Here is a 15,375-nt window from a genome sequence, read left to right as displayed (position 1 = left end):
TTAGCCGTAATTGGATTAGCTGATGAACAAAGTACTCGTGAGTCTGCTGTTGACCCTGGGCCTCACCGGCGTGGCTCAGGCTGCTGGCGATGCCGAAGCCGGTCAGGGCAAAGTCGCTGTCTGTGGCGCCTGCCATGGTGTCGATGGCAACAGTCCTGCGCCAAACTTCCCCAAGCTGGCCGGTCAGGGCGAGCGTTACTTGCTTAAGCAGCTGCACGACATCAAGTCCGGTGTGCGTCCGGTGGTCGAGATGACCGGCATGCTGGACAACCTCAGCGACCAGGACATGGCCGATATCGCCGCCTACTTCGCCAGCCAGAAGATGAGCGTCGGCGCTGCCGATCCCAAGCTGGTCGAGCGCGGTGAAGCGCTGTTCCGCGGCGGCAAGCTGGAAGAAGGCATGCCGGCCTGCACCGGTTGCCATTCCCCCGACGGCGCCGGCCTGGCTGCTGCAGGCTTCCCCAAACTGGGTGGCCAGCACGCCCAGTACGTGGCCAAGCAGCTGACCGATTTCCGCGAAGGCAACCGCACCAACGACGGCGATGCGATGATCATGCGCTCCATCGCCGCCAAGCTGAGCAACAAGGATATCGAAGCCGTTTCCAGCTTCATCCAGGGTCTGCACTGAGAAGCTGTCGCAGGCGACCACTGTTGCAGTTGGTAAGACAAAGGGTGGCCGAGGCCACCCTTTTTCATTTGCGCCGCGGCTACAATGGCCGGAACCTGCCTCGTCTCGCCCGGTCTTACTAGCGATTCGCCACGAGGCGATGCCTACTACCAAGGAGTACCCCATGCGTAACCTGATTCTCGGCGCCGCTCTGGCGATCAGCAGTCTGTTCGGTATCACCGCTCACGCCGAGCCGGTGGCTGGCCAGCAGTACGTCGAGCTGAAGAGCCCGGTGCCGGTGTCCAAGCCTGGCAAGGTCGAGGTGGTGGAACTGTTCTGGTATGGCTGCCCGCACTGCTATCAGTTCGAGGCGACGCTCAACCCCTGGGTCGAGAAGCTGCCGGATGACGTCAACTTCGTTCGTGTCCCGGCGCTGTTCGGTGGTATCTGGAACGTGCATGGCCAGGCGTTCATCACCCTGGAAATGATGAAGGTCGAGCACAAGGTGCATGACGCCGTGTTCAACGCCATCCACCAGGAGAAGAAGAAACTGGCCTCGGCTGAAGAGTTCGCCGACTTCGTCGCCACCCAGGGCGTGGACCGCGACGCCTTCCTCAAGACTTTCAACTCCTTCGCCGTCAAGGGCCAGATGGAGAAGGCCAAGAAACTGGCCATGGCTTACCAGATCACCGGCGTACCGGTGATGATCGTCGGCGGCAAGTATCGTTTCGACCTGGGTTCGGCCGGTGGCCCGCAGCAGACCCTCGAAGTGGCGGACCACCTGATCGCCAAGGAACGCGCCGCGCTGTAAGCGGCCGCACAGCAAGGCATGCTGCGCCGCTGGCGAAAGACCCGTGCCGTTGGCCTGTGTGATCCACAGGTCAACCCACAGTGCTCGCCACAGGTCGACTGGCCAGCCGACGGCCTCCTGCGTCTGCTCAGCTTCAACGTTCAGGTCGGCATCAATACCCAGCGTTATCACCACTACCTGACGCGCAGCTGGCAGCACCTGCTGCCACATGCCGGGCGTACCGGCAACCTGCAGCGCATCGGTGATCTGCTCGCCGACTTCGACCTGGTGGCGTTGCAGGAGGTCGATGGCGGCAGCCTGCGCTCGGGCTACGTCAATCAGGTCGAGTACCTGGCCCAGCTGGGCGCCTTTCCCTACTGGTATCAGCAGCTCAATCGCAATCTCGGGCGCTTCGCCCAGCACAGCAACGGCGTACTCAGCCGCCTGCGCCCGACCCTGCTGGAGGACCATCCGCTGCCCGGGCCGCCCGGACGCGGGGCGATCGTTCTGCGGCTGGGCGAGGGCGAGCATGCGCTGGGTGTGGTGATGATGCACCTGGCCCTGGGCGCTCGCACCCGCACTCGGCAACTGGCCTACATCCGTGAGCGGGTCAGCGAGTTTCGCCATCTGGTGCTGATGGGCGACATGAACACCCATGCCGTCGACCTGCTGGAAAACTCGCCGTTGCGCGATCTCGGCCTGCTCGCCCCGCAGGTCGAGGCGACCTTCCCCAGCTGGCGCCCGCAGCGCTGTCTCGACCATATCCTGCTCAGCTCGGAGCTCGAACTGGGGCGTGTCGACGTCCTCAGCCAGCCGATTTCCGATCACCTCCCCGTAGCCGTGGAAATCCGCTTGCCGGAAGCACAGAATGGCGCGCAAATGCCTATGCTGAAGACGCCATCTCCCGAGTAAGCCGCATGAGCGACGACGCGCAACGCTGGAAAGACAAATACCTGAGCAGCCTGGAGCAACAGGAAAAGCTAGAGCGTCGCTGGGAGTCGCGCCTCGACCTGCTGCGCCGCGGCCTGGTACGCAGCAGCCTGGCCGCCGAGGGCGCCGACAAGGCGGTCGATCAGTGCATGCAGGAGATGCGCGAAATCCTGCGCCGCGACGACATGGACGCCGCCCTGGGTGGCCTCATTCCGCGCCTGGAAAAGGCCGTACTGGATTCCGAGCAGCGCCGCCAGCAGCGTGCCGGCGAGGCCGCCACGGCACTGGCCGGCCTGATCGAACAGCTGCAACGCCTGCAGCCGCCGCGTGAGGTGCGCAAGGCGCTCAAGTCACTCGGCAAGCAGCTGCAGGATGCCACCAGCCACCAGTACCTGCTGCCCGCGCTGCTCAGCCAGCTGAGCAACCTGCAGGGGCAGGCGCTGACCGTTCTGCAAACGCCGGTGCAGGAGCAGCCTGGCCTGCTGCAACGCCTGTTCGGCTCGCGTGGCGAAAGCAGCGAAGAGGCGGCAAGCCCCAGCCCTGCGCCAACGGAACCTGTTTCCGAGCCTGAATCTGCAGCTGGCACCGAGAGCGCAGCGCAGGCGCCGGCGGTCGCCGCACCTGCGAGCCAGGCACAGGCTGTCGCTGCAGCGCCAAGCGCGCAGCGTCAGGCCAGTGACGCCGCGGCCCTGCTCGACAGCCTGCCGCTACCCCCTGGCCTGGTACCCCAGAAGCATGCCGGCGACAGCCCGTTTTCCCTGCCCAGCAGCGAGCCGGGCTACAGTGCCGTGGCTCCGCATATCGCCAACAGCCTGCGCAGCCTGCTCGACGAGCTGGAGCTGCCGGCACGTCATCAGCCGCAGGGCGATGCGCTGCGCCAGCGTCTGGAGGGCAACCTCAACTGGTACGAACTGGTACCGGTGCTGGATGATCTGGCTGTGCTGGTACTGGCGGTCACCGACAGTGGCCAGCGCGAATTTGCCGGCTATCTCAAGCAGCTCAACGAGCGTCTGGCCGCCTTCATCGACACCCTCAGCGAGGCGCACGAGGGCTACACCGCGTCGGTGGAGAGCACGCGCAGCTTCAACCAGCAATTGCGCGATCAGGTCAGCGACCTGCAGAGCAGCGTGCAGGAAGCGGCCGATCTGGAGGCGCTCAAGCAGGCCCTGGAGCAACGCCTGGAGGGCTTGTTGCAGAGCGTCAGCGCCCACCAGCGCCAGCGCGACAGCAATGAAGACGACGTGGCCGAGCGCCTGCAGGGCCTGGTCAAGCGTGTTGCCGAAATGGAGCGCGAGGCGCAGCAGTTTCGCCAGCATATCGAGGAGCAGCGGCAGAAATCCCTGCTCGACCCCCTCACCGGCCTGCCCAACCGCGCCGCCTGGAGCGAGCGCCTGGACCTGGAAGTCGCTCGCCGCCAGCGTTACGGCGGCCAGTTGCTGATGGCTGTGCTGGATATCGACCACTTCAAGCGCATCAATGATGGCTACGGCCACCTGGCAGGCGACCGGGTGCTGAAGATCATCGCCGGCGAACTGCACAAGCGCCTGCGCAAGACCGATTTCATCGCCCGCTTCGGTGGCGAGGAATTCGTTCTGCTGATTCCGGCAACGCCGCTGGAAGGTGGCGTGCAGTTGCTGGAAACCCTGCGTGCCGCGGTCGAGGCCTGTCCGTTCCACTTCAAGGGCGAGCCGGTGACCATCACCCTGTCCGCCGGCATCGCGGAATTTCGCAATGGCGAGGCCACCGAGGTCACCTTCGAGCGTGCCGACCAGGCCCTGTATCGCGCCAAGGGTGCCGGGCGTAATCGTGTCGAACAGGCCTGACCGCAAGGCGCGGCCAGGCTAGGTCGCCGCCTCCACCTTGCCGGCAGACAACTTGCTGCGGGGGCTTGGCGCATGGTCGTCATCGTCCTGCAGCGGCACTTCATTGCCCTGCGCGTCGTACAGCTTGCCGCCAACGAAATGGTCGCCCTCGTGCAGGGCGGCGATGTCGCGGTAGCGCAGGCTGCGCTCGGTGCCGGCTACGAACACCGACTGCTGGTCGGAGTTGCCCGCGGTGAAATGGTTGAACAGCAGGTTGAGCAGGATCGCCATGATCGCCGCGGAGCTGATGCCGGAGTGGAAGATGGTTTCGAACCAGGCCGGGAAGTGGTGGTAGAAACTGGGCATGGCGATGGGGATCATGCCGAAGCCGACCGAGGTGGCGACGATCACCAGGTTCATGTTGTTGCGGTAGTCGACCTTGGCCAGGGTGCGGATACCGCTGGCCGCGACCGTGCCGAACAGCACGATGCCCGCGCCGCCCAGCACCGAGGTGGGCACCGCGGCGATGACCCGGCCCATGATCGGCAGCAGGCCGAGGGTGACCAGAATCAGCCCGCCGGTGGCCACCACGTAGCGGCTCTTGACCCCGGTGACGGCCACCAGGCCGACGTTCTGGGCGAAGGCGCTCTGGGTGAAGGAGCCGAACAGCGGCGCGACCATGCTGGCGATCATGTCGGCGCGCAGGCCATTGCCGAGGCGTTTGGAGTCGACCCGGGTTTCGATGATGTCGCCCACCGCGAGGATGTCGGCCGAGGTTTCCACCAGGATCACCATCACCACGATCAGCATCGAGACGATCGCCGCCACCTCGAATACCGGCATGCCGAAGTGCAGCGGTGCCGGGAAGGCCAGCACCGGCCCTTCGCCGACCCTGGAAAAGTCGGCCATGCCGAACGCCAGGGCGACCAGGGTGCCGATCACCATTGCCAGCAGGATGGACAGGCGCGAGAGGGTGGCGCTGCCCACCTTGCTCAAGAGAAGAACGGTGGCCAGAGTGAAGGCGGCCAGGCCGATATTGGCCATGCTGCCGAAGTCGGCCGCTGCGCTGTTGCCGCCCATGGCCCAGCGCGCGGCTACCGGCATCAGGGTGAGGCCGATGGTGGTGATGACGATACCGGTCACCAGCGGCGGGAAGAACTTGGTGATCTTGGAGAATACCGGGGTGATCAGCAGGCCGATCGCCGCAGCGCCTATCACCGCGCCGAATACCACCGGTAGCCCGCCTTCGTCACCGTTGGCGCCGACTATCGCGACGATGGTGGCGACGCTGGCGAACGATACGCCCTGCACCAGCGGTAGCTGACAGCCGAAGAAGGGCAGGCCGATGGTCTGCAGCAGGGTGGCCGCGCCGCCGACGAACAATGAGGCGGCGATCAGCAGGCCGATATCGGCAGGTGACAGGCCGGCCGCCTGGCCGACGATCAGGGGCACGGCAACGATGCCGCCATACATGGTCAGTACGTGTTGCAGGCCGTAGAGCAGATTGGAAGCAATACCGAGGTTCTCGTCCTCGGGGCGCAGAGCGGTGGAGGTCATGGAAAAACTACTCGCTGTTGTTCTTGTGCAGTCACTGTAGACATTTTGTTATCATCCTGGCTACTGCTTTGTATACATTTTTCCAAATGGTCGTTTCGATGAACACTGCAGCGTTTTCGGTCATGAAAAATCCGCTACCGCAGAAAATCCCGCTATCGGAGCCATGCGCCGGCTCGCGAGTTGACCCTGTCAGGCCCTAGACTATGCGTACCTTTCAGCGGAGATACCCATGGACATCTTCAGCATCGCCGTGCTGATCTTTCTGGTCACCGACCCCTTCGGCAACATCGCCATCTATATCGCCGCGCTGAAGAACGTCGAGCCGCGTCGACGCCTGTGGATCGCCGCGCGCGAGCTGTTGTTCGCCCTCGGCCTGCTGCTGCTGTTCCTCACCTTTGGTGACAAATTCCTCACCAGCCTCGGGCTGTCACGCGAGGCAACCGCTATCGCCGGCGGTATCATCCTGTTCGTCATCGCCATGCGCCTGATCTTCCCCAGCCCGCAGGGCCTGCTCGGCGACGTGCCGGATGGCGAGCCGATGCTGGTGCCGCTGGCCACGCCAGCGGTGGCAGGGCCTTCGGCCCTGGCGGTGTTGATGACCCTGCGCAACACCCACACCGGGCCGCTCTGGGAGCTTTACCTGGCGCTGATCCTGGCCTGGGCGGCGACGGCATTCATCCTGTTGCAGGCGTCGTTCCTGCAGCGGTTTCTCGGTAATCGCGGGTTGATGGCGGTGGAACGCCTAATGGGCATGCTGCTGATCATGCTCAGCGTCGACATGCTGCTGGACAACCTGCAAAGCGTATTCGGTCACGCATGAAGTCTCTCTGCCTTGCCCTCGTTCTCGTTCTGCTCGCCGGCTGCACCGGTGGCCTGCGTATCGACGACAGTCATACCGCCACCGGCCAGAACAGCCGCGTGCAGTACGTCGTGCTGCACTACACCTCCGCCGACCTGCAGCGTTCGCTCGACCTGCTGACGCAGACCGAGGTGAGCAGCCACTACCTGATCGGCGATGCGCCGCCGACCGTCTACCGCCTGGTGGACGAGAATCGCCGCGCCTGGCACGTCGGCGTCAGCGAATGGCAGGGGCGCACCTGGCTCAACGCGTCGACCATCGGCATCGAACTGGTCAACCAGGGCTATTACGAAACCCCGGCCGGCCGTTACTGGCAGCCTTTCGCGCCGAAGCAGATCGACACCCTGATCGTGCTGCTCAAGGACATCGTCAAGCGTCACCAGTTGCCGCTGGGCTCGATCATCGCCCACAGTGACGTGGCGCCGCAGCGCAAGGTCGATCCGGGCCCGCTGTTCCCCTGGAAACGCCTGGCAGACGAGGGCCTGGTGCCCTGGCCCAACGAAGACGCGGTGGCGCGCCAGCAGGCGCTGTTCGACATCAGCCTGCCCGGCATCGAGTGGTTCCAGGAACAGTTGGCCCAGCAGGGTTACAGCGTGCCGCGACATGGCGAGCTGGACGAGGCGACGCGCAACGTCATCGCCGCCTTCCAGATGAAGTACCGTCCGGCCAGGTACGACGGTCAGCCGGACGCGGAAACCGCAGCGCGCTTGCAGGTGCTCAATCTGCAGGCGGCGGGCTAGCGTTTAGGCAGGCGTAGTACCGATCAGCCGGGAGTCGGCCAGCGCTGCGCTGCGATGCACGGTGGCGGCCTGGTATTCGGGGTCGGCCAGCATGCTCACAAAGGCGGCGGTGGAGGGATAGCGCACCAGCACGAGCTGGTCCCAGTGCTCCTCGGCCGGTGCGATAAGGGCCATGTGCGCGTTGGCCAGCAGCTGCACCTCGCCGCCCACGCCGCGTACCTTGGCCAGTGCCGTGCGGCTGTAGCGTGCATAAGCCTCGCGGCCGCTGCAGGGCACATGCGAACTGTCCGCAGGGTACTCGGCCTGGCTGTTGAAGCGCAGCAGGTTGAGCATCAGGATCGGTGTATCGCTGGGCATGCGCCTGGCGAATTCGGCCAGGTCCGCTCGGCTGGGGTTGATACTGGGCATGGCAGGTCTCTGCTTGTCGTGTCCTCCCAAGCCTGGCCTGGCTGGTAACCGGCCGCAAGTGCTATCGATGCGCCTGATGCCTGGTAATCCGCAGCGTTTACCGGGGGCTTCAGGCTAGATGCCGCCGCCCTGATCAGTCAGCTCGGAGAGGCGGCTGGCCAGCACCTTGAGATCATAGGGTTTGACGATACTGCCAGTGGCTGCTGCACTGTCGCGGGCGCGTACTTCCTCGAGCAGTTCACGCTCGTCGTAGCCGCTGGCGAACAGAACCGACAGAGTCGGCCGCAACTGGCGCGCGGCCTCCACCAGCTCGCGCCCGTCCATGCCGGGCAGGCCGATGTCGCTCATCAGCAGGTCGACCTGTTGTGCGCTGCGCAGAAAATCGAGGGCGCTGGGGCCGTCACGCAGGGCATGCACGCGATAGCCGAACTCGCTAAGCACTTCTGCGGTGAGTTCGCGCACGACATTGTCGTCCTCGACCAGCAGAATGGTCTTGGCGCTGGCGCAATCGATTTCGGTCATTAGGCTCTCTGTTAGCGCGCAGAATGCGCAAATGTTTGGCAAACTTCGACGTTCATGCGCAGCCAGTGTGCCACACACCTTCCCCGGATAGACAAGAAGAGCGAGACAATCATCGAATGGATGCCCCAATGTCGAATGAGTCCGCAATGGACGAAAGAGGTTTTCGCCGCATTCTCAATCGTAACGTCGGGCTGCCGCTCGGTCTGGGGCTGGCTGGCGCGCTGTTCTTCGCGCTGTTGATTGGCTATCTGCTCAACGTCATTCGCTGGGTCGAGCACACCGACCAGGTGCTCAACCGGGCCAGCGAGCTGTACAAGCTGACCCTGGATCTGGAAACCGGCATGCGCGGCTTCCTGCTCAGTGGCAACGAGGAGTACCTCGCGCCTTACGAGCAAGCGCGCGGCAAATATCGTCCGCTGGCCGAGCAGATCATCGGCATGGTCGGCGACAACCCGCCGCAGGTGCAGCGAATCGAGCGCCTGCTGGCGCTGCAGGAACAGTGGGACCGTTTCTCCCAGGAGATCATAGGTATCCGGCGTAATGATGGCGATTATCTGGCCGAGGTCGGTCGCGGTCGCGGCAAGAACCTCACCGATGGCATGCGCCGCGAGCTCGACACCTTCATCAACAGCGAGCGCGAGCTGCGGCGGGTGCGCAACGCCGAGGTCAGCAGCACCACGAGCTGGGGCGCCGGCACCTACCTGGTGATCAGCATCCTGTTCAGCGCCTTGCTGGCTTTTTTCGGTCGCCGCGAACTGCTGAACCTTTCGCGCACCTACTCCCAGGCCCTGGCGCGGCAGGCCGAGCATGCCGAGGAACAGGGGCGCCGCGCCTGGCTTGGCGGGGGGCAGACGCTGTTGTCGGAGCGTCTGCTCGGCCAGCCGCAGGTGCAGGAGCTGGCCGATCGCTCCCTCGAATTTCTCGCCGAGTATCTCAACTGCGTGGTGGCCGCCCTTTACCTGCGCGATAGCCAAGGCGGCGACCTGAGACGGGTAGCCGGCTACGGCTTCAGCCAGGACGCCAACCTCAAGGAGCATTTCTACCGCGGTGAAGGGCTGGTCGGGCAGGCCGCGCGCGGCCGCCGTCTGGTTTGCCTGGAGGATCTGCCGGCGGACTACATCAAGGTGGCCTCGAGCCTGGGTGAAGGCCAACCGGTCAGCGTGGCGCTGGTGCCGCTGCAATCCGAGGATCGTATCAACGGCGTGATCGAACTGGCCTTCATGCGCAGGCTCGAGCCGCGCGAACGCGAATTCCTCGAAGCCATCTCCGGCAGCATCGGTACGGCGCTGGAAGCGGCGCGCTACCGTCAGCGCCTGCAGGAGGTGCTCGGCCATACCCAGCAGCTCAACGAGGAGCTGCAGACCCAGCAGGAAGAGTTGCGCGCCGCCAACGAGGAGCTCGAACAGCAGGCGCGGGTGCTCAAGGAGTCCCAGGCCCACCTGGAGACGCAACAGGCCGAGCTGGAACAGACCAACGAGAAGCTTTCCGAGCAGGCGCAGACCCTGGCCGACCAGCGTGACGAGCTGGACCAGCGCAACACCACCCTGGGCCGCATCCAGGCGCAGCTGGAGGAGCGTGCCGAGGAGCTGCAGCGCGCCAGTCGCTACAAGTCCGAGTTCCTCGCCAACATGAGCCATGAACTGCGCACGCCGCTGAACAGCTCGCTGATCCTGGCCAAATTGCTGGCAGAGAACGCTGGCGGCAACCTCAACGATGAACAGGTGAAGTTCGCCGAGTCGATCTATTCGGCTGGCAACGACCTGCTCAATCTGATCAATGACATCCTCGACATTGCCAAGGTCGAGGCTGGCAAGCTCGAGGTGCGCCCCGAGCGCACGCCTCTGGCGAGCATGCTGGAAAGCCTGCGCGACGTGTTCACGCCGCTGGCTGGCGAGCGCGGCCTGAGTTTCACCATCGAGCAGCAGGACGAGCTGCCGCAGACGCTGTTCACCGATCGCCAGCGTGCCGAGCAGATTCTGCGCAACCTGCTGTCCAACGCCTTCAAGTTCACCGACCGCGGTGGCGTGACCCTCAGCGTGTCGCGCCGGGATGCCGACTATCTGGCCTTTGCCGTGCGTGATACGGGCATCGGCATCGCCGCGGATCAGCAACAGGCCATCTTCGAGGCGTTCCGCCAGGCCGATGGCACCACCAATCGCCGCTATGGCGGCACCGGTCTGGGGCTTTCCATCTCGCGCGACCTGGCCGGGCTGCTGGGTGGCTCCATCTCCGTCAGCAGCGTGCCCGGCGAGGGCAGCCTGTTCACCTTGCTGCTGCCCGAGCGGATGGTCGAGGGTGCTGCCCCGCCGGCGACGCCGCTGGCGATGACCCCGCCGCCCGCGCTGCCGGCGACTCCCGAGGTGCCGGCCACTACGGCGATGCCGCGTCTCCCGGCGCCGTTCGCCGATGATCGCGAGCATCTCGATGAGCGCGGCGGTCGTCGCGTGCTGGTGGTGGAGGACGAGGTCCGTTTCGCCCGCATTCTCTTCGATCTGGCCCACGAGCTGGGTTACGCCTGCCTGGTCGCTACCTGCGCCGACGAAGGCCTGGAGCTGGCGCGGCAGTACCGCCCCGATGCCATCCTGCTCGACATGCGCCTGCCCGACGGCTCCGGCCTCAGCGTGCTTCAGCGCCTGAAGGACGATGCACAGACCCGCCACATTCCGGTACACGTGATCTCGGTCGAGGATCAGAGCGAGGCGGCGCTGCACCTGGGCGCAGTCGGCTATGCGCTCAAGCCCACCAGCCGCGACCAGCTCAAGGAGGTGTTCGGCAAGCTGGAAGCCAAGCTCAACCAGCAGGTCAAGCGCGTCCTGCTGGTGGAGGACGACCCGCTGCAGCGCGACAGCGTGGCGCGGCTGATCAACGACGAAGACGTCGAAATCACCGCCGTCGCCCTGGCCGGCGAAGCGCTGGAGAAGCTGCGCGACACCGTGTTCGATTGCATGATCATCGACCTCAAGCTGCCCGACATGCTCGGCAACGAACTGCTGCGGCGCATGGCCGAGGAGGATATCTGCTCCTTCCCGCCGGTGATCGTCTACACCGGGCGCAACCTGACTCGCGACGAGGAAACCGAGCTGCTCAAGTACTCGCGCTCGATCATCATCAAGGGCGCGCGCTCGCCGGAGCGGCTGCTGGACGAAGTCACCCTGTTCCTGCACAAGGTCGAGGCCGAGCTGTCCAGCGAGCATCAACGCATGCTCAAGACTGCCCGCAGTCGCGACAAGCTGTTCGAGGGCCGGCGCCTGCTGCTGGTGGATGACGACGTGCGCAACATCTTCGCCCTCTCCAGCGCGCTGGAGCAGAAGGGCGCTGCGGTGGAGGTGGCGCGCAACGGCCATGAGGCGCTGGCCAAGCTGCGCGCGCGCGAGGATATCGACCTGGTGCTGATGGACGTGATGATGCCGGAGATGGACGGCTACGAGGCCACCCGCCTGATTCGCCTGGAACCGCGCTGGAAGAACCTGCCGATCATCGCGGTGACGGCCAAGGCGATGAAGGACGATCAGGAGCGCTGCCGCGCGGTCGGCGCCAACGATTACCTGGCCAAACCCATCGACCTGGATCGCCTGTTCTCCCTGATCCGCGTGTGGATGCCCAAGCTGGAGCGTCTCTGATGCCTGATGAAATCGAGCTGCGCCTGCTGATCGAAGCGATCTATCTGCGCTACAGCTACGACTTTCGCGATTATTCGAAAGCCTCGCTCAAGCGCCGCGTGCGCCAGGCCCAGGCGCAGCTCGGTTGCCCGACCATCTCGGCGCTGCAGGAGCGCATCCTGCACGAGCCGCAGGCCTTCATGCAGCTTCTGCAGTACCTCACAATCCCGGTCAGCGAGATGTTTCGCGACCCTGGTTATTTTCTTGCCCTGCGCGAGCAGGTGGTGCCGCTGCTGCATACCTACCCGTCGCTGAAGGTCTGGGTGGCCGGCTGCAGCACCGGCGAGGAGGTGTATTCCCTGGCTATCCTGTTGCACGAGGAAGGCCTGCTGGAACGCACCATGATCTACGCCACCGACATCAACCCGCATTCGCTGGAAAAGGCCGAGCAGGGCATCTTCGCCCTCGACAACCTGCGCACCTACACCCAGAACTACCAGCTGTCCGGCGGCAAGCGGGCGTTTTCCGACTACTACTCGGCAGCCTATGACCGCGTGCTGTTCGACAAGTCGCTACGCGCCAACGTGACCTTCGCCGACCACAGCCTGGCCACCGACAGCGTATTCGCCGAAACCCATCTGGTGTCGTGCCGCAACGTGCTCATCTACTTCAACCGCGACCTGCAGGACCGTGCCCTCGGCCTGTTCCACGAATCGCTCTGCCACCGCGGTTTTCTCGGCCTGGGCAGCAAGGAAAGCCTGGATTTTTCCGCCTATGCCCGGCAGTTCGAGGCGGTGTCGCGGCCCGAGCGGATCTTTCGCAAGCGATGAGCGGCCCGCGGATCAATCTGCGCGGGCAGCTTCGTGCGCCGTTGCAGGCCTTGCTGATCGGGGCGTCGGCCGGCGGCGTGGAAGCCTTGCTCAGCCTGCTGCAGGATCTGCCGGCGGACTATCGCCTGCCGGTGGTATGTCTGCTGCACCAGCCCGATCGCAACGACAGCCTGCTCGCCGAGCTGCTCGCGCGGCGCCTGTGGCTGCCCGTCAAGGAAGCCGAGGACAAGGAATACCTGAGTGGCGGCGTGGTCTACGTGGCGCCTGCCGGTTATCACCTGTCCATCGAAACCGAGCGCAGTTTTTCCCTGAGTCGTGAAGAACCGCGGCATTTTTCCCGGCCGTCCATCGATATTCTCTTCGAGTCCGCTGCCGACGCCTACGGCGAGCAATTGGCCGCCGCGCTGCTGACCGGCGCCAACGAGGATGGTGCCGCCGGCCTGCTGGCCATTCGCCAGGCCGGCGGCCTGACCCTGGTCCAGGACCCGGCCGACGCGCTGGTACCGACCATGCCGAATGCCGCGCTGGCACTGCTCGAACCGGATTTTCTCCTGCCTATCAACGCCATGCGCTCGCTGCTGGCCGAACTGGATGCCCTGCCATGTTAAGGAAGATCGAAGCCAAGGTACTGATCGTCGACGACCTGCCGGAAAACCTGCTGGCGCTGCGCTCGTTGATCCAGAGCGAGGACCGCACCCTGTTCCAGGCCAGCAGCGCCGACGAGGCCCTGTCACTCCTGCTCGAACACGAATTCGCCCTGGCGATCCTCGACGTGAAGATGCCGGGGATGAACGGTTTCGAACTGGCCGAGCTGATGCGCGGTACGGAGAAGACCAAGCACATTCCGATCATCTTCGTCAGCGCGGTCGGTCGTGACATGGACTACGCCTTCCGCGGCTACGAGAGCGGCGCGGTGGACTTCCTGCACAAGCCGCTGTCGCCCTTCGAGGTGCGCAGCAAGGTGTCGATGTTCGTCGACCTGTATCGCCACCGCAAAGCCCTGAGCATGCAGCTGGAGGTGGTCGAGGCCGCGCGCCGCGAGCAGGAGGCCCTGCTTACCGAACTGCGCGAAACCCAGGCCGAGCTGCAGAAGGCGGTGAAGATGCGCGACGTGTTCATGTCCATCGCCTCGCACGAGCTGCGCACGCCGCTCAACGGTCTGATCCTCGACGTGCAACTGCGCCGGCTGCGCCTGGAGCAGGGGCGCATGGATGCCTTCAGCGCCGACAAGTTGCGCGAGATGATCACCCGCGACGAGCGGCAGATTCGCAGCCTGAGCCGGCTGATCGACGACATGCTGGATGTCTCGCGCATTCGTACCGGCAAGCTTTCCGTGCGCCCGGAGCCGGGCGACCTCGGCGTGCTGGCCGGCAACGTGGTGGAGAGCCTGGCTGCGCAGTTCACCAGCACCGGCAGTCATGTCGATCTGCAGGTCGATGGCCCGGCACCGGTGATGATGGACGAGTTCCGCATCGAGCAGGTGCTGGCCAACCTGCTGACCAATGCCCTGCGCTATGGCGACGGCAAGCCGGTATCGGTACGGGTCCGCACCGAGGGCGAGAAGGTGCGTGCCGAGGTGCGTGATCAGGGTATCGGCATTTCCGAAGCGGATCAGCGGCGAGTGTTCGAACAGTTCGAGCGTGTTTCTTCTGCCGATGCTCCCCAGGGGCTGGGGCTTGGCCTGTTCATCAGCGAGCAGATCGTCCAGGCCCATGGTGGCCGTATCGAGCTGAGCAGCCGCCTGGGCGAGGGCTCCTGCTTCAGCGTCGTGCTGCCGCGCCGCAGCTGATCGTGCAAATTGCATGTGTCGCAATTCATGCATCTTGCAAAGTGCATGGGAAAGGGGGCTTATTACCTATATAAATCGTTGAAAAATAAGGATATTTTTTATATTTGAAATTGGCATGAGCGCTGCAGCTTCAGTCCCGTAAGCCCCGACTGACCTGCTATGGAGAAGCGTCATGTACATTATCCGACTGAGCCTGTTCTGCGTCGCTGCATTGCTGGTCAACGGGGCTTACGCCAAGGATTTCAGCGATTCGTCCGGCGCCAGCGCCAAGACGGCCGAACTCACCCTCTCCAACTCGTCGCTGCGCGAGTCGCGCGTTGCGGTCCAGCCCAATGGCGCCGCCGAGTCGAGCCAGCAGGGCAGCCGCAGCCTGGGTGACGATGCGCAATGGCTGCGCATCTCCAACGAGGGCGACGCCGCCATCGCCAACCGCGAGCGTCCCGCCAACGGCACCCCGCGCTGGGTGTTCTGACCGACAAGGAGTCCCGCCATGTCCCGAAGTGCCATCCTGTTTTTGATCATGACCCTGTCGAGCCTGATTGCGCTATGGTTGAGCCCAGGCCTGGAAGAGGGGGGCGCCCTGCTGCTCAAGGGCGCCAGCGTCATTTTCGGCCTGGCCTTTCTGGTGGCACTGATGGCCGGGCGGCGCATCAAGTTCGACCCGGTGCTGCGCTGAGCCTGATCAGCAAGGCCAATTGAAACGCCGCGAAGATCGCGGCGTTTTTCATGATTCTTCGCGTTCTCGCGGGGAAGATACGCTTGACACCGGACTGGCAAGTTTGTTGCGCTATTTATATCCGGGCAAAGATCATTGGCGTGTCGATCTTTCGTCTTGGTTTCGCCCCTCACGGGCGACTCACTTGATTCGCTGCGCTCACCCTTCGGGCCAGCCTGCGGCTGTTACTTCGCTGCGCTTCGTAGCTCTTGCTTGTGCAAAGAAAG

16 protein-coding genes are annotated in these 15,375 nt (G+C 64.4%); 13 read left to right on the top strand and 3 right to left on the bottom strand.

Going from position 1 to position 15,375, the window contains the following annotated elements:
• Window positions 1–22 precede the first annotated feature (22 nt).
• From BLS61_RS12825 to BLS61_RS12810, 4 genes are all read left to right on the top strand, one after another.
• Window positions 23–628: a c-type cytochrome gene (locus tag BLS61_RS12825; RefSeq protein WP_090431407.1), complete on the top strand. Its 606-nt coding sequence runs from the start codon at window positions 23–25 to the stop codon at window positions 626–628.
• A gap of 163 nt (window positions 629–791) precedes the next feature.
• Window positions 792–1,418: a thiol:disulfide interchange protein DsbA/DsbL gene (locus tag BLS61_RS12820; RefSeq protein ID WP_090431405.1), complete on the top strand. Its 627-nt coding sequence runs from the start codon at window positions 792–794 to the stop codon at window positions 1,416–1,418.
• A gap of 18 nt (window positions 1,419–1,436) precedes the next feature.
• Window positions 1,437–2,309 carry an endonuclease/exonuclease/phosphatase family protein gene (locus BLS61_RS12815; RefSeq protein WP_090431404.1) on the top strand — a complete coding sequence of 291 codons (873 nt, stop codon included), beginning with the start codon at window positions 1,437–1,439 and terminating at the stop codon, window positions 2,307–2,309.
• Between the two features lie 5 nt (window positions 2,310–2,314).
• Window positions 2,315–4,150: a GGDEF domain-containing protein gene (locus BLS61_RS12810; protein ID WP_090431403.1), complete on the top strand. Its 1,836-nt coding sequence runs from the start codon at window positions 2,315–2,317 to the stop codon at window positions 4,148–4,150.
• 18 nt (window positions 4,151–4,168) lie between these two features.
• On the opposite strand, the gene BLS61_RS12805 is transcribed toward BLS61_RS12810, so the two are convergent.
• The gene (locus tag BLS61_RS12805) at window positions 4,169–5,686 is read right to left on the bottom strand and encodes a nucleobase:cation symporter-2 family protein (protein WP_090431401.1); all 1,518 of its coding nucleotides are present in this window, start codon (window positions 5,684–5,686) and stop codon (window positions 4,169–4,171) included.
• 229 nt (window positions 5,687–5,915) lie between these two features.
• Here BLS61_RS12805 and BLS61_RS12800 point away from each other — a divergent pair, with 229 nt between their 5' ends.
• Window positions 5,916–6,506 carry a MarC family protein gene (locus tag BLS61_RS12800; protein WP_037001645.1) on the top strand — a complete coding sequence of 197 codons (591 nt, stop codon included), beginning with the start codon at window positions 5,916–5,918 and terminating at the stop codon, window positions 6,504–6,506.
• On the top strand, window positions 6,503–7,285 hold the full coding sequence (locus BLS61_RS12795; protein ID WP_090431399.1) for an N-acetylmuramoyl-L-alanine amidase: 783 nt from the start codon (window positions 6,503–6,505) through the stop codon (window positions 7,283–7,285). The genes BLS61_RS12800 and BLS61_RS12795 overlap by 4 nt, the downstream gene beginning before the upstream one ends.
• A 3-nt stretch (window positions 7,286–7,288) precedes the next feature.
• On the opposite strand, the gene BLS61_RS12790 is transcribed toward BLS61_RS12795, so the two are convergent.
• Both BLS61_RS12790 and BLS61_RS12785 read right to left on the bottom strand, forming a co-directional pair.
• Window positions 7,289–7,693 carry a DUF1330 domain-containing protein gene (locus tag BLS61_RS12790; protein WP_090431397.1) on the bottom strand — a complete coding sequence of 135 codons (405 nt, stop codon included), beginning with the start codon at window positions 7,691–7,693 and terminating at the stop codon, window positions 7,289–7,291.
• 114 nt (window positions 7,694–7,807) lie between these two features.
• Window positions 7,808–8,215 (bottom strand): response regulator, encoded by a 408-nt coding sequence (locus tag BLS61_RS12785; RefSeq protein ID WP_090431395.1) that lies wholly within the window; start codon window positions 8,213–8,215, stop codon window positions 7,808–7,810.
• Window positions 8,216–8,343: 128 nt separating this feature from the next.
• On the opposite strand from BLS61_RS12785, the gene BLS61_RS12780 reads away from it, so the two are divergent.
• The 7 genes from BLS61_RS12780 to BLS61_RS23760 all read left to right on the top strand — a co-directional run.
• The gene (locus tag BLS61_RS12780) at window positions 8,344–11,835 is read left to right on the top strand and encodes a response regulator (protein ID WP_090431393.1); all 3,492 of its coding nucleotides are present in this window, start codon (window positions 8,344–8,346) and stop codon (window positions 11,833–11,835) included.
• The gene (locus BLS61_RS12775; protein ID WP_090431391.1) at window positions 11,835–12,644 is read left to right on the top strand and encodes a CheR family methyltransferase; all 810 of its coding nucleotides are present in this window, start codon (window positions 11,835–11,837) and stop codon (window positions 12,642–12,644) included. Before BLS61_RS12780 ends, BLS61_RS12775 begins: the two co-directional genes overlap by 1 nt.
• The gene (locus BLS61_RS12770) at window positions 12,641–13,252 is read left to right on the top strand and encodes a chemotaxis protein CheB (protein WP_090431389.1); all 612 of its coding nucleotides are present in this window, start codon (window positions 12,641–12,643) and stop codon (window positions 13,250–13,252) included. Before BLS61_RS12775 ends, BLS61_RS12770 begins: the two co-directional genes overlap by 4 nt.
• Complete coding sequence (locus BLS61_RS12765; RefSeq protein WP_090431387.1) at window positions 13,246–14,433, top strand: hybrid sensor histidine kinase/response regulator; 1,188 nt, start codon at window positions 13,246–13,248, stop codon at window positions 14,431–14,433. The genes BLS61_RS12770 and BLS61_RS12765 overlap by 7 nt, the downstream gene beginning before the upstream one ends.
• A gap of 172 nt (window positions 14,434–14,605) precedes the next feature.
• On the top strand, window positions 14,606–14,905 hold the full coding sequence (locus tag BLS61_RS12760) for a hypothetical protein (RefSeq protein ID WP_090431385.1): 300 nt from the start codon (window positions 14,606–14,608) through the stop codon (window positions 14,903–14,905).
• Between the two features lie 18 nt (window positions 14,906–14,923).
• The gene (locus BLS61_RS12755) at window positions 14,924–15,109 is read left to right on the top strand and encodes a PA3371 family protein (protein WP_090431383.1); all 186 of its coding nucleotides are present in this window, start codon (window positions 14,924–14,926) and stop codon (window positions 15,107–15,109) included.
• A gap of 19 nt (window positions 15,110–15,128) precedes the next feature.
• A partial coding sequence (locus BLS61_RS23760; protein ID WP_208598802.1) for a hypothetical protein occupies window positions 15,129–15,375 on the top strand: 247 nt, incomplete at its 3' end.

It is taken from the genome of Ectopseudomonas guguanensis (assembly GCF_900104265.1).
Taxonomy (GTDB): Bacteria; Pseudomonadota; Gammaproteobacteria; order Pseudomonadales; family Pseudomonadaceae; genus Aquipseudomonas; species Aquipseudomonas guguanensis.
Note: the sequence above shows the minus strand (reverse complement) of the source record. Positions and strands in the feature narration are given on the sequence as shown.